This is a genomic window from Streptomyces sp. SID14478 (genome assembly GCF_010548525.1).
Taxonomy (GTDB): Bacteria; Actinomycetota; Actinomycetes; order Streptomycetales; family Streptomycetaceae; genus Streptomyces.
The window spans coordinates 1-13,946 of record NZ_JAAGMG010000948.1; the positions used below are offsets into that span (position 1 = coordinate 1).

At 67.3% G+C, this 13,946-nt stretch carries 11 protein-coding genes; 3 read left to right on the top strand and 8 right to left on the bottom strand.

The annotated features are described in order from the left end of the window. Positions 1–373: 373 nt before the first annotated feature. On the bottom strand, positions 374–2,803 hold the full coding sequence (locus G3I40_RS30620) for a DEAD/DEAH box helicase (protein WP_164305877.1): 2,430 nt from the start codon (positions 2,801–2,803) through the stop codon (positions 374–376). Between the two features lie 142 nt (positions 2,804–2,945). On the opposite strand from G3I40_RS30620, the gene G3I40_RS30625 reads away from it, so the two are divergent. Next, on the top strand, positions 2,946–4,796 hold the full coding sequence (locus G3I40_RS30625; RefSeq protein ID WP_164305878.1) for a hypothetical protein: 1,851 nt from the start codon (positions 2,946–2,948) through the stop codon (positions 4,794–4,796). 21 nt (positions 4,797–4,817) lie between these two features. Here G3I40_RS30625 and G3I40_RS30630 read toward each other — a convergent pair whose 3' ends face one another. Genes G3I40_RS30630 through G3I40_RS30640 form a run of 3 tightly spaced genes read right to left on the bottom strand, consistent with a single transcriptional unit; the run spans position 4,818 to position 7,651 of the window. Beyond that, positions 4,818–5,453: a hypothetical protein gene (locus G3I40_RS30630; RefSeq protein WP_239092036.1), complete on the bottom strand. Its 636-nt coding sequence runs from the start codon at positions 5,451–5,453 to the stop codon at positions 4,818–4,820. After that, positions 5,450–6,448: a hypothetical protein gene (locus G3I40_RS30635; protein WP_164305879.1), complete on the bottom strand. Its 999-nt coding sequence runs from the start codon at positions 6,446–6,448 to the stop codon at positions 5,450–5,452. Before G3I40_RS30635 ends, G3I40_RS30630 begins: the two co-directional genes overlap by 4 nt. A 42-nt stretch (positions 6,449–6,490) precedes the next feature. Next, positions 6,491–7,651 carry a nucleoid-associated protein gene (locus G3I40_RS30640; RefSeq protein WP_343245067.1) on the bottom strand — a complete coding sequence of 387 codons (1,161 nt, stop codon included), beginning with the start codon at positions 7,649–7,651 and terminating at the stop codon, positions 6,491–6,493. Positions 7,652–7,834: 183 nt separating this feature from the next. Between G3I40_RS30640 and G3I40_RS30645 the strand changes: the two genes are divergently transcribed. Beyond that, a complete protein-coding gene (locus G3I40_RS30645) occupies positions 7,835–8,104 on the top strand; it encodes a hypothetical protein (RefSeq protein ID WP_164305881.1) in 270 nt (89 codons plus the stop codon). Positions 8,105–8,424: 320 nt separating this feature from the next. Next, positions 8,425–8,790, top strand: a complete 366-nt coding sequence (locus tag G3I40_RS30650; RefSeq protein ID WP_164305882.1) for a hypothetical protein — start codon at positions 8,425–8,427, stop codon at positions 8,788–8,790. Positions 8,791–8,823: 33 nt separating this feature from the next. Here the strand turns inward: G3I40_RS30650 and G3I40_RS30655 are convergent, their stop codons facing one another. The 4 genes from G3I40_RS30655 to G3I40_RS30670 are packed head-to-tail and all read right to left on the bottom strand — an operon-like array spanning position 8,824 to position 13,452. Then, positions 8,824–10,278, bottom strand: a complete 1,455-nt coding sequence (locus G3I40_RS30655; protein WP_203645064.1) for a hypothetical protein — start codon at positions 10,276–10,278, stop codon at positions 8,824–8,826. Continuing rightward, on the bottom strand, positions 10,275–11,066 hold the full coding sequence (locus tag G3I40_RS30660) for an ATP-binding protein (RefSeq protein ID WP_343245068.1): 792 nt from the start codon (positions 11,064–11,066) through the stop codon (positions 10,275–10,277). Before G3I40_RS30660 ends, G3I40_RS30655 begins: the two co-directional genes overlap by 4 nt. Before the next feature lie 32 nt (positions 11,067–11,098). Continuing rightward, positions 11,099–11,923 (bottom strand): ATP-binding protein, encoded by an 825-nt coding sequence (locus tag G3I40_RS30665; RefSeq protein ID WP_164305883.1) that lies wholly within the window; start codon positions 11,921–11,923, stop codon positions 11,099–11,101. Continuing rightward, on the bottom strand, positions 11,920–13,452 hold the full coding sequence (locus G3I40_RS30670) for a Mu transposase C-terminal domain-containing protein (protein WP_343245069.1): 1,533 nt from the start codon (positions 13,450–13,452) through the stop codon (positions 11,920–11,922). The genes G3I40_RS30665 and G3I40_RS30670 overlap by 4 nt, the downstream gene beginning before the upstream one ends. Between the last annotated feature and the right edge of the window lie 494 nt (positions 13,453–13,946).

A 13,946-nucleotide genomic window follows, 5' to 3' on the forward strand; every position in this document is an offset into this window, starting at 1 on the left:
CGCTCCGCGAGGACGACGCGCCGTCGCTACGCGACGGAAGGTAGCCCGCTCCGCGGGCTACCGGCCACTCCGTGGCCGGGGTGCTCCACTCCGTGGAGCACCTGGTGGGTCGGTGATGGGCTGATCGCTCCGCGATCAGCCCATCACCTTCGGTCTCCGGTGACCTTTAACTCTGTTGGTGACTAAGGTAGTTGGGAAGACGCCCGCTCCGCGGTCGTCTTCTGGCTGGCTACCAGGTCACGGCGGCTTGCGTGGTGCCGCTTCTTGATCCCGCGCCCTGGCTTCGCTCCCCCAGCATAGTGGATGAGGAGAGTCGAGAGGCACTTAAGGAAGCAAAAAACTATGGGATCTTCGAGAGATCCCCTCCTCCTTTTCAGGAGGAGCGAGCGGCTTCAGCCCAGTCTCTTCCGAGGATTTCTTGCATCAACTGGCAGTGTTCTTCGGTTAGTTGACCGGCTGCCTGCTTGGTGCGTGTCTTGCAGAGCCACGGGCCGATCATGATGCGCTCGTCGTCTACCTCGATCCACTCGCGGGCGCCTGGTGGACGTCCATGACGCTCGACGAAGGCGCGCAGCAGGGTCGTCGTCTGTTCGAAGGTGCGGCGTGTTCTCCGTCTGGGCTGGCTCGCGTTGGGTGCTGGTTCGTGGGCGGGCAGCGGGGTTCGGCCGGGGGTCAGGCCGAGGTGGGTGAGGAAGTCGCGTTGTTGTTGGGCGAGTTGGTGCCAGGTCGTGAACTGGCGGTGGAGCCAGCCGCCGGCCTTTACGCCGTCGATCACGGTGTCGCGGTGCAGCGTGGCGGTGTCGTGGCCGGATTCGATGTGGCGGCGCAGCAGGTGGTATTTGCGGTGCCAGTCGGGGCCGTGCGGGAGGGTCCAGTGTGGGTCGAGGGCGGTGAGTTGGGCGTTGCGGTCGGGCGGGAGTCGGTCTTTGCGGGCTAAAGCGCGTTGGTCGGTGAGGAATTGGCCGCCGGGCTCGGTGGTGGGGATGGCGAGGTGGCCGTGTTCGGCGTGGAAGGCTTCGACGGTGGTCACGTGGCCTTGCCAGGTGGCTTTGCTGTCGTCCCAGATCATGCCGAGGTTCTCGAGTTCGGTGATCCAGTCTGGTGGGAGGGTTCTTTGGTGGTGGGCGGTGCGTTGGCCGGTGATGAAGGTGCCGAGGCGGTAGCCGTAGGCGTCTTCGTAGTCGGTGGGGACGCGGAGGTGGCCGTGTTCGGTGTGGTAGCGCAGGGCGGCTGCGAGGCCGGCGCGGCGGGGGGCTGAGAGGGTTGCGCCGTCGGAGGGCCAGGCGAGCAGGTCCATGGCGCGGGCGATGGAGTCGGGGTCGAGGGTGAAGTCGAAGTGGAAGCGGCGGGTGATGAGTCGGTGGGTGTCGCGGTCCAGTCGTCGGGGGGTGGTGTTGCGTGGGGCGCGGGCGGCGATCGATTGGTCGTGGTGGCGTAGCGCGGCGGTGACCAGCCAGAGCGCCTCGTAGGGGGTGCCGAGCAGGTCGGTGGGGTCGGCATCTGGCGGGACGTAGGCGGGGATGATCAGGCTGGCCGTTTTGGTGTCGAGGGTGGGGGGTTTGCGCAGCGCCCGGCCGAGAGCTTGGACGATCTTGCGGACGCTCGCCGTGCGGTCAGCGAACACCACGGCGTCCACAGCCGGCAGGTCCACGCCTTCGCCGAGGACTTGGGCGTTGGTGATCACGCTGCGGTCGGCTCGGGCGAAGCGGGTCAGGATGCGAGAGCGCTGGTCGGGCGTGTGGGTGCCGTTGATCGACTGCACGAGCAGGTTCTGGGCCCAGGCAGGACGCTGCTGAGTGGGGAGAGTGCGCAGGGTGTGGCCGAATTGGCGGGCGAAGTCGGCGGCGTCCGCGATCTGCTGGAAGTAGACGATCACGTGCTTGAGGTCGTGCTCGGTCATGGCCTTGAGGACGGCCAGGTGCAGGGCGGTAGTACGACGGGCTGTGGCGGTGCGCGTGTCAGGGTCGGTGAGGTGGGCGCGCAAGTCGGTGTCGGTGATCGTGGGCACCAGCAGTTGGTAGTCGGCCAGGACGCCGTCTTCGATCGCGTCCGCGTGGGAGTAGGTGTGCAGGCGGGGGCCGAAGACCTTTGCGTCGTCCATTGATGCGATCAGAGAGGGGGCTTCCCACTGCGGTGCGGTGGCCGCGGTCCGCTTGGGCAGCGGGCGCGTGTCGGGGGCCTCGGTCAGTCGGGGCGCTTCCCACTCGTACGGTGTCGCGGTCAGGTACAGGCGTCGGGCGGCCCTGATGCGGGCCTGGTCGTGGAGCACCGTCCACTGCTTGTCCCAGCTGCCCGCGGTGCGGTGCGCCTCGTCCACGACCAGGAGGTCGAAGACGGGTGCGATGAAGACGGAGTGCTGCGTCTCCTCGATCCGGGGCAGGGAGTCGAGGGTGACGAACACGGTTGCCTTCTTGTGGCGGGACAGCCAGTAGGCGAGGTACTCCCCCGAGCCTGTGCTCTGCGCGCCCGCGGCGGCGAGTACGGGGTGCTTGTCCGCCTGGAGCGAGGAGACGGCCATCAACGGCTCTGTGCGGCCATCTGCGCGGGCCGCGGCCGCCCACTGGCCGATCAGGTCCAGCGAAGGGACAGCGACCAGCAAGTGGCGGGCGCCCAGGGCCTCGGCGGTGCGTAGCGCGGTCAAGGTCTTGCCTGTGCCGCAGGCGGAGACGATGTGGCCGCGGGTGCGCGGGCTTTTCAGATGCCGCACCGCCGCGTCCACCGCATGCTGCTGATCGGGGCGCAGTGTACGGCGATCAGTAGGCGTCATAGGCATCGCAGCCACAGGCTCAGGGCTGGTGGACATCACGTGCAACCTCGGGCTCGCGGCGGATGGGCTTGTGCCATCCTCCCGCACGGTTCCGGGTCGGGGTTGAGCGTCACCTCTGTGGGCGGAGGGTCGTTGCTGAGGTGGTCACGTAGGCCGTCGTCAGTGCGGAGGTGTACGGGTGGGTCCGCGGTTTGTCATCGAGCAATTTCGGTTCAGGCGACAGGGGCAGTGGTTCTACCGGGAGTTCGGTCAGCTGGCGTTTTTGGTGGGGCCGACGCGGTCGGGCAAGTCCACCGCGCTGGAAGCGTTGCTGCACTCCCTGTTCTTGTCATCGGCCACCGTCATGCCGCAGGTCCGCAAGTGCGAGTTGCTGCAGGTAGTTTTCCGCGTGGGTGATGTGCGGTGGCAGGCCACCCGCTCGGGCCGTACCACTCGCGGCCTGGTGTCGTTCAAGAATCTCAGTGATGTCTCTGCCGCAGAGCGGGTGTTTCCCGTCGCGACCCGCAAAGTGGGCGAGGTGAGTGCGGGTGGCTTCGTCCAGGAGCTGCTCGGAGTCCCGGCAGCCAGTCATGGGAGTGTGTCGGTCGGGCTCGATCAGGTGTTGGGCGCCACGGTGGTCTTGAGGCAGCGGGCGATCGCCTCTGCGTTCCTCGACGGCAGCGACACTGAACGGATCTTGACCCTGAAGGCCGTGCTCGGGCTGTGGGATGAGGATCTGGAACGGCTCGAGAAGGCCGCCACCGAAGCAAAGTCTGGCCACGACACTGCTCGGCGGACGCTGACGCAGTTCAAGAAGCTGCGAGACGACGGGCTGCTGGCCGACCCTGATGCCATCCGTGCGGAACACGAGCAGAAGGTCCGCGATCACCAGTCGGCTGCTGCCCGGTGGCAGGAGGCCGAGGGGCAGCTCGGTGGGTTTGCTGGGGAACGCGGTCGGCTCGACGCCCTGTACAGGGTCGCCGATAAGGCCCGGAAGAAGGCACTCAAAAAGGCTGACGAGGCATCTGCCGCACTAGAGAAGGCTATTGACGCGCATGCCCGCGCCGAGGGCGAACTCGCCGGCCTGCTGCAGCCGGCTGCAGGGTGTTGCTCACGCTGTCAGCAGGTGCTTCCCGAGCGGGAGGCGGGACTGTGCGCCCAGTGCGGACAGGCTTGCGGCGAGGGGCTTGAGGATCTGCGGGAGACACGAATCGCGGCGGCCCGCGCCAAGGTCGAGCACGCGCGGTTGCTACGCGCCGAGGCGGAGAAGGCTGCCCATAGTGCACGTGAGGCAGCTGCTGCGACTGACCGGGCCGCCGGGAATGCACTGGCCGCCCGTGACGCGTTCGACCGGGATGTGGTCGATCCTCAGCGACGCGCTACCCGTGATCTGGAGAAGAAGGCAGAACGGCTGAGCGTTGAAGTGGAGCAGCTGAAACGGCGGTTGAACGACGCGGACTTCATTGCGGTCCAGGAGCAGCAGGTCCGCTCACGCAAGGAAGAGATGGAGCAGGCCCAGGTCCGCCGGGATATCGCCCAGAGGGCGCACGATCAGCGGCGCAAGGAACTGGTCCACCAGTGGTCAGCGTTCTTCCGCACTCGCCTGCGGCAGATCCGGCCGGCCGTGGAAACAGCGGTGATCAGTCCCGAGGACTTCACCACCCTGGTACGCGAGCATCACGACGAGGGTGCGCAGCTGTTCACCGAGGGCGCGGTGGCTGGTCACGCGCGCGCCGTCATCAACATCGCCATGCTGCTGAGCCTGCGTGACCTGGGGCGAGCGGTGCCCGCGGTCCGCGTCCCGCCGCTGATGATCATCGACTGTCCCCTGGCCGGCCTCGACACCGGCAAGGCAGATCAGGAGACTGGCCTGCGGCTGTTGAACACCCTTGCCGCAGCGGCCGACGATCGCGATGAAGACGGGTATGCCTGCCAGATCATCGCCACGTCCAAAGGGCTGCTCCCCACAGCGGTTGGCCTCGGCGTGAGCGAGATCCGCCTCGATGAAGACCATCGCTTCTTCGACCACGCGCCCCGGCTGAGTGCATGACACGCATCCGGTAGGGGCGGCTCAGGGCGATACGGGACCGGGCTGCGGCTGAGCGGGGACCTGGGATGGTGAGCCGGCCGTGGGGACGGTGGTCTGCTCGGCGAGCTTGCGGTAGCCGGTCACGGTGAGCGCGCGCCAGGCACGGTAGAAGCCGAAGGCGGTCGCCAGGCCGAAGGCGGTGGCGACCGCCAGGATGAGCGGGCGGTGCGCGAAGGAGTAGCGCAGCATGGCCAGGTCCGCGGCCAGGGCCAGGAGCAGAGTGTTGAGGGTCCATCCGCGGCAGATCCGCATGCGGGAGCGCGCGTAGTCCGCGCGGGCGGCCAGGACCGGGAAGCCGGCCAGACGCAGGCGGGCCTGGGCGTAGACGGTGTTGGAGGGGAAGAAGCTGGTGCGCAGCCGTCGGCGGTGCGGTGTGAGAGCGGCGTCGGCCGCCCGGTCGACGAGGATGCCCAGAGCGTAGGCAGCGGCGAGGCCTACGCCGGCGGCCGCCGACGAGCTTGCAAGGGGGGCGAGTTTGGCTGTGGAGGCAGGGCCGATCAGGGCGATGAGGAGCAGCACGGCCGCGGTGAGTGCGCCGATGCCGACGACGAGGACCTCGACGAACATCGCGGTGGCGGCCGCCAGAGCAGGGGGCTCCGGCTGTGTTGGGCCGGTCATAGGGAGACCCCCCAGATCTGTGCCATATCGGTGAGCATGTCTTCCGGTAGCTCGCTGTGCTTCCAGGCGATCTGCAGCTCGATCCGGGAGCGCACATTGTTCAGCCGTTCAAAGACGATCAGACTCTCCGGCTGGCTGGCCAGCAGGTAACGACCGTGCTTGAGGAAGAGGGCGCTGGTGGGTCCGTACTCGATGTAAGCCCGTTCGAGCAGTTCGCGGAAGTCTGAGACGAATTGGTCTAGTTGGTCACTGTAGTTGGTGGTGTCGTCGATGGCTTCAGAGAGGACCTCGATGACGTCGTGGGAGAGATCGCTGCTGTAGGGGTGATCGGTAAATGTGCGGTAGGCCTGCTCGGCCACGTCGAGGAGCTGGTTGCTGCGGGCGAGCTCGGGGTGCTTGGCCATGGCTTTCACCCCCCGTTCGACCTCGAGGTCGTACAGTTCGACCAGGGCAATCAGACGGTACAGCGAGCGACTGACATCGGCGGGTGGGCTGGCGGCGCCGGGTTTGTACAGGTATTTGTGGGACATGCGCGACCACAAGTCGACAGCCTCGGTGCGCAGTTGGATCTCACACTCGTACGGGACCCCGTCCGGGTCTCGTACCCCACCCACCATGACGGCCTGGACGTGCAGGCGCGGGTAGCGCAGCAGGTCTTCCTTGCCGACGTCGTCGCGATAGTCCTGCACCTCGGCGCCCTCGAGGTGGTCTTTGACCACCTCGAGGGCGGGGTCGAGGAGTCCGCTGTGGGGCACGATGATGCGTACACCGGCCTTGTCGGTGATCTGCTTCCAGGGGTTGTCATAGTTCTTCCGGAGCGAGTGGGCCTTGGCGTTGAAGCTGGTGAGCTCTTTGGCCCGGGCGATCACCTGGCAATCGACGCCTCTGCGGGCAGCGTGGTGCTCCAGGTACGCCCTGGTTTCCTCGACGGCCTGTTCGATGCGCGGCCGCTCCTGCTGGTAGCGCAGGAAGGCCTGTTCAGCGGTCAGAGGCACGAGAAGCCCTCACGGGAGTCAGGGCCATGATGGTGCTGGGACTCATGTCTGTGCGGTGGGGAGCTCGTTGCCGGCAGAAGCCTGGGCGGCCTGAGCCGGAATGACCATGACGCTCTCGAGTCCCGGGATCATCTCTGCCTGGGAAGGCAGCTCAGGCGTCGCGTTGGCCGGTTTAGGACGTCTGCCTGCGGCCGCTCCGCTGCTGGTTTGGGTGACCTTTGAGGTGATCGTCACCACCGTCCGCCCGTCTCCGAGGTCCTCCACTAGGACCGTGCCATCCTGCACGGCTTCCAACGGTGCAACGAGGAAGGCTCCGTTGGACAAGTCCACTCGCATCTTCTCGAGCCTGTTGCTGATGAGTTCGGTGTTCTTTTCGAAGGTGTGGATAGGAACGTCGTTCTCGGCAAGGAACGCAGTGAAGTCAGGTTGATGCACTTCCTGCAGGTGGGCTTCCCTGAACTCCGTAGGGTTCAGTTCCGGGGTGGAGCTCTGGAGTTCCACCATGGCGGCCATGACGTAGTCCATGCGTACAACGGAGTCGGTGAAGCGGCTGTTGACCCAGGTCATCACGGTGTCGTGGAAGCGGCGGGTGAGCTCGCGGGGGTCGTTCTGGTGCCGGCAGCCCAGGAACTTCTCAAGGAAGAAGCGAGCTACCTCCTTACCTGACTGCTGGGGATCTGCGGCCCATCCCTGAAGCCCGGACTCGACCAAGCCTTCCTCGGAGAAGAGAGCCACCTTGTAGACCTTGGACTTCTGAGTGAGCAGGAGGTCGTCGAGGTATTGCATGGCGAAGGTGCGCAGGCCATCCGCGACAATCTCGTTGGTCTGCATGCCGGTCTCATGTTCCAGCTTGACCATCAGCAGCGCACGCTGACCGTCCAGGCGGGCAGCGGCGACCAGGAGGAGACCCGCCGAGCTGGATCCGTTCTGGCTGTCGCGCAGCGCATGGGCCAGCTCCCCGGAGACCTCCACGAGGTCCTGCCCGCCGCCCAGGAATGCCCGGACGGCATCGGGCAGGGGGGACTTGAGTTCCGGATCCTCGACGACCTCACGCCCCAGACGGGCGAACACTTCACGGAGCTTGCCCTGGAGTTCAGCGCGCACGTCCTCGTCGAGACGGCAGAACGTCTGGCTGAGTTGGAGCGGAGGAGGCTCCTCGTTTTTGGCGTGCTTAGGCACCACGTGAACGATGGCTTGCTCCACGACAAGGTCTTTGAAGTCGGTCCGCACTGCCCACCCACGCATCCTCGCCCGCACCACCGAGGCCGGACGCCGTCGCCAGACGCGGCCCACAACGCGCTGGGCTCCCCCGCCTGTGCTGTCTTGCCCGGCATACGGCACGGCCGACTTCGCACGTCAGCTTGTCCGTGTCACATGCCGAAAGCTGTGGCGCACATCGTAACGGGGCAGGTCACCGCTCCGGCCGGGAGACCAGGACAGTGGCCGAACATCAACGGTGAGCGGGACGCAGAGGACGGCCCTGGCGGCCAGCTACTCTCTGCGGCCGCGGCCGCGCAGAACTCCTGGCACGATCTGCCCGAACAGGCCCCAAACGGCGCTTCGATGACCGATACTGGCGAGCAGGTCTGGCGTGCCCGCAAGAGGATGTACGCAGCCGACGAGCAAGAGAAGGACGGTGCGGAAGAAGCTAAATGAATTGGCTTAAGGGTTTTATCAGCATTCTTTTTGTTAGCTACAGCGTGTAGCCCACCCTGCCCAAAAAGCCGAAGACAAGCTCCTCCGCAAGAACCGCCGAACCAAGCTTCTGAACCACCCCACGGGACCAGCAAACCGGTTCCCCAGGGGGCTAGCAGGCCTGCCGTAAAACACCACCGGCCCGCCCCGATGCGGCGCCGGTCCTCGGCATGCCCTCACACGGCGCACCTGTGCCGCCTCACTCCGTCCCAGCCGCCCTCCTGCGGCTCGTTCAGGCATGAGGCGGCCCAGCCGTCACGTGCTGGAAGGGCATCCACGCGATGAACTCGTCCTCCCCCGGCCCCATCGCCGGCTTCCTGGCCGGACTGCCCGCCGTCCTCGCCGGCGCCCTGGGCGGCGCACCCTGGTGGGCCGTCGGAGCAATCGTCATCGCCGCGTACCTCGCCGTCCCCCTCACCAGCCTGGTCCTCGACCACAATCGCCAGCGAAAAGGAAACCTCGTCGACGAGAAATTCGCGGCCACGCTCGATCAGATAGCAGATCCGGAAAAGAGAATCCAAGCCATCATCAACTACCGTCAGGCCGCGGCCTCCACGGCCGTTCCGCAGCCGCCACCGGAACCGCTGCCAGGAGCGCTGCCGCCCCCGAGTCCGGACGGCACCAGCCAGCCAGCCGCATCCGCATAGACGACCGGGGAGGGATCCGGCAGGGCGCGCCGCTCACAGAGCAGTCTGCGGGGTGGGGCTTTGCCCCCTGACAGCTGGTCGAGCGCTGAATGAACCGGTCTTCTCAGTCGACGTGGTGGCGGGCAGGTGCCGGCAGCGGGCGGCGGCGTGCCAGTCCTGTGCGGAGTGCGGGTGTGTGACGGCCGGGATGTCGAGGCCTGCATCGCGAATCAGGTTGTCGAAGCGAATAGGGGTGCCGAAACAGCCGGCGAACAGCCCGAGTTGATCGGTGGTGCGCGGGGTACGGCGGCGAAACTGCAGCGCAGCGGTGAGCAGGGGGCGGGCGCGGGGCGGGACGGCGTACATGTGCCGCGGGCCTGGCGGCATGCCGATGTAGATCCGCGAGTCGCGGTCGATGGCCAGATACGTGGTGTGTTCGTCGATGCTGGCGATCTGGGTCATGGACAGCAGTGACGGGGCGGTGCCGGTGAACAGCAAAGCGGCCGCCGCGGCGGCGCGCAGGGGGTTGGGCAGGTTCGTGCTGAGGGTGTGAGCCACGTGCGGGGTGATCGGCACGGTGGTGATGCCGGGCCCGCCGTGCTCGACGAGGTCGTCAGGGATGTCGAGTTGGAGGTGCCGGTTGAGGAACCCCATCTGGGCTCCCCGTACGCGGGCGAGCGTGTACTGAGGGCTGGGACTGGAAACGGTGAGACGGGCCAGGAACAGACGCAGTCCCTCCATGTCCTGCCAGGCGCCGGACTCCGCCAAGGCGGCTCCCGCGGCCCGCGGCCGAGACGGGCCGGTCGGTGCATGGTGGCGGGCGAGCCAGGTACGGGCGGCGGCATAGCCCGCCTGGTACTGGCCGTCGATGTGGGCGAAGTCGGCCTCGTTCAAGCGGAGTCGGCACTGGTCGCGGAAAGCGGCAGGGTCAGCGCCGGGCAGGTCGGGCAGCGGATGGACGTGGTCGGCCGGGGGCGAGGCCAGGGGCGCCTTGGCGACGGGCGCGCCGATGGTCCTGGCAATGGCCAACGTGCCGGTGATGGTCCGCAGATCGGTGAAGCGGGCGGCGGTGAGACGCTCGTGCAGGCGTTGCTCGGCGGCCTGGTGGGGCGTGTGGGCGATGAGGACGAGGCGGATACCGGTCTCCGCGCGCCAGGCGGCAAGACGTCTCAGGCGTTCAGGCGTGAGGCGGTGGGCTCGCAGCACGATGGCCTCTTTGAGTCCTGTGGTCAGGGTCCAGCAGGTCACCGCGCGCCAGGCCGCGTCAGTGGACATCCGCTCGGCGTCGGGGTGGACGAAACTGTCGCGGCCCATGGCGCGCAGCAGGTCCAAAGCCAGGTAGGCAAGGCTGTTGGTGTGCGGGGTGGGATCAGTGGTGATGCAGCCGCCCCTGGGGTGAGCTCGCCGGTGGGCAGCGTGATGGATGGCATGGTCGTCGCCCTCGTCCAGGAGCAGCAGGACAGGCGGCAAGGTGGCCCGCGGAACAGCGGCGGGGACGTGTGGGGTCATGGGCGGCGTGAGGTGTCGATGCGCTCAAGGGTCTGCCGCAGCAGGTCAGAGTCCACTCGAGTGCGCCCGGTGGCGGTCAGGGCCCGCTTCACGTGGTGAGTGAGCAGGGCCCAGCGGCGCAGGCTGCCCTGGGCGAAGTGACCGTCCAGGAAGCAGAGTTGATCAGGTGCGACGATCCGCCACACCGGGTGCAACGCCCAGGCGGCGTTCGGAACCGACACGCGGGCAAGCGGCCTGAGGGTCAGCCGCTGGGCGGTACGGGTGGCCAGCATCTGCTGAGCACGCAGGGCCTTCTCGCCGCGCTGGCCGGCGATCAGGACCACGCACAGGCCGTCAGGGGTGTCGTCGTACAGAAACCGCAGGTACTCAAAGCACGCCTCGGACATCCGGTCGGCTTCGTCGACGACCACGATGTACGCCCGCGCGGCGAGCGCACGTCGGATGAGCGCGTCGGTGAGGGCTGGTGCGGCAGGCAACGCATCGCCGGGCAAGGCGTCGTGGAGAGCCAGAGCATGGTGCAGGTGGGCACGCAGATCGGCCGGGGTGGGCCTGGCCCCCAGACGCAGCGGGAGGTGGGATCGGGCAAAGCGGGTACAGGCGGCATGGTGGACGGCGAAGGTCTTGCCGACCCCTGCATCACCCAGCACGCACAGAAAGCGCCGCTGCTGGTGGGCATCGGCGAGAGCGTCATCGACTGCCCTGAGGCCGGGAGTGTCCACGGTGCGGGCGCCGGTCAGGCCAAGGAAGTGCAGGTGCCCGGGCGCCGCCGCCTCCGCCAGAGATTCCACCTGCGCGGCACCGCTGGCCGCCCCTGGAGCGGTCAGCACCGGGCCAGGGCCCAGTCGACGACCTCGTCATCCACCTGCTCGGCGCCGAGATACTCCATGCCCTTGAGTACATGCTTGGTGACCTTGACCCACTCACGGAACGAACCGAGTGCGTACTGGGTGTCGATCCGCTTGAGCAGCGCCTCATCCACTCCTCGCCAGATGGGGTGGGAGTCGGGAACCGTTTTGAGGATCTCGTCCTCGGTCATCGCCAGGATCTCCAGACGGATGTAGATCCGTGAGGCGAGCGCCGGGTCGCTCTGCAGCGTCTCGTAGGCCTCACGCCCGCCGACGAACACGATCGCGGGCTGGGGATCGCAGTTGTCCCACAGTTTGCGCAGGAACTCGAAGTTCTCCCGCCGGTACTGCTGCGCCTCGTCACACACGATCACATACGGGCGCCGCGGCAGGGCCTCGCGCAGCAGCTTGTCGAACGCGGTCGGCGTGCCGGGCATCTTGCAGTTCAGCCGCATCTGATGGAACAACTCCTCACGCAGATCCTTCGGCCCCGGACGGGAGCGGGCGAAATCGAGCGGAAGGATCAGGTCCGGGTTCATCTCCTGGATCGTGGCTCGGGTGGAGAAGCTCTTGCCGAGCCCCGGGTCGCCGTAGATCACAGACATCGCCCGCGACTCGATGGTGTCGATGACGGTGTCCTTGATCTGCAGCAGAGTGTCCGTGGCCACCAGCATGGAGTCCTTAAGACCGAGAAAATGCTGCGGACGAAGATCGGGACGGCGCCTGGACGCCTCACTCGCCTGGGCCGCGGCCGGCTCGCGGCGCGGGCCAAGATGCTTGCGCTTGGGGGCAGTTGTCACGAGGCCTCGTCCTTGGAGTCCAGAGATGCGGTATCAGCAAAGGCGGTGCCGGTGGAGTCATCGCCGGGGCGTTTCCACCCCGCCGGAACGGGCGTCAGGGGCCGGTACGGCTCGCTGCGGCGCCGCGGCGCCGCGGGCGCCTTCGTGCCGTCGAGCTCGGCGCGGGCCTCAGCCTCGGTCATCCGCACCGCGCGCAGGGGCAGTTCGGGCTCGGTAGACGGCAGATGCCGTTTCCTGCGGCGCTCGGCGGAGCCCTTCAACGCCCGGCGCAGCGCCTTGCTGTGCTCGTCACGCTCCAGGAGCACCTTGGCGCGCAGTTCCTCACTGGCCTCGTTACTCAAAAAGGCCCGGCCCAGGTAACGGTTGCCGCGGAAGGTGTACAGGTCGATCTCGTGGGCGTGGTGCGGCATCCACCGCACCCGCACCTCGAGCCCGAGGCGGCCAACCCCGTTCTCCGGCATGTAGCAGCGGCCCGCGAACTCGACCCCGTGACTGGTGATCTTGTGGACCTTGTGGTCGCTCTCCAGCATGAAGGCGCGCAGCTCGGCCGCGCTCGGTGCGGGCCGGATCTCTGCCGGGTCGGCCTGCCAGGCCGCAAGCGGCGTCATCCCGGTGCGCTCGATGACGTGCTCGGTGTTGTACTCGTTCACCCACTGGCCCAGCAGGTGAACGAACGCCTCATAGGTCAGCGGCGGATCCTCGTCCCCGACGCGGCGCCGGTGATCGAGCCTGGGCGCCTTCGTATAACGGGGCAGATCCGCGAAGAACCGCGTCATGCTCGTCAGATTCAGGCGTTCCACGCCGCCCTTGTGCCGGGGACTGCGCACCCGGTGCACCGGCACACCGAGCAGCCCGAAGGCGCGCAGCACCGTCTTGGACAGGAAGTCGGCGCCGCCATCCACGCGCACCAGGCGCGGCAGGCCGCCCGGCGGACCGTAAGGCGCCTCCCGCAGCACGGAGGCACGTACTGCCGCCAGCACCGAACCCCGGTGCGCGGAGCCGGCGGTGACCGCCCAGCCCATCACATAGCCCGTACCGCGGTCCTCGAACCACGTCACCCACACCCGCGACGGCTTCTTGTCGGGCATCATCACCACCGTCTCGGCCAGCTTGTGATCCCCCTCCCACACCGCGTTCCGCTCCACCTGCGGCCGCTGAAAACACGGATCGAACCCCCGCGCCGCGGGGATCCCCTCGCGCAGGCCCGCCATGAAACCCGGATCAAGATCCCGGGCGATCGCATCGTGCAGTGTCGACAGCCCGACCGGCCTGCGCCCCGCCTGCTTCGCGATGCGCACCAGATGCTCGTGAGCGCGCTTCACATTGCCCTGATAGTCGGCGAGGACCTCGATAACCTCATCGGTGATCGTGAACCGGCGCCGCTCAGGCTTCTCCACACTGCCCGTGCACTCCGCCTGCTCCAGCCAGGACCACACCGTCCGCTTGTGCACCCCCACCACACCCGCGGCCATCCGCACATGCGCCGTCGTCAACTCCCCCGACGCGCGCAGCCGCAGCAACTCACGCACCGCGGCAGGCCGCAACTCGTCCCGATGCCGACCCAGCCCCTCATCCCCAGCCCCGACCCCAGGGACGTCGCCGTCCGCCGTCACCGCAGCCGACACACAGGCCACGAACGAACCAGCAACCGAGCAGCGATCACAGTGACAGCCTCCATGACGTCAACTACCGCCCCACACAGGGCAGTTCACGTCACGCCCGTGACAGACGCGACGAATGAGACGCTAAGGCCGACACTCCGACAAGAGTCCCCGCGATCACTTGGACGAGTGACAAATCCCCGTTCCACTCACCACGCCACACCCCCATGCGCTACAGAGCACAACCCAAAGGAGATCCGGCGAACACACCACCAGCCAATCCGGACTCACACCACCACCAAACCCGGAACACCACCACCAACACCAACCACCCGAAACACCCGACGACCAGCACAAAAAAGCCCCCGCCTCAATGGCGAGGGAACTCGGACACCCCAGTGCCACCTTCCCCGATCCTCACA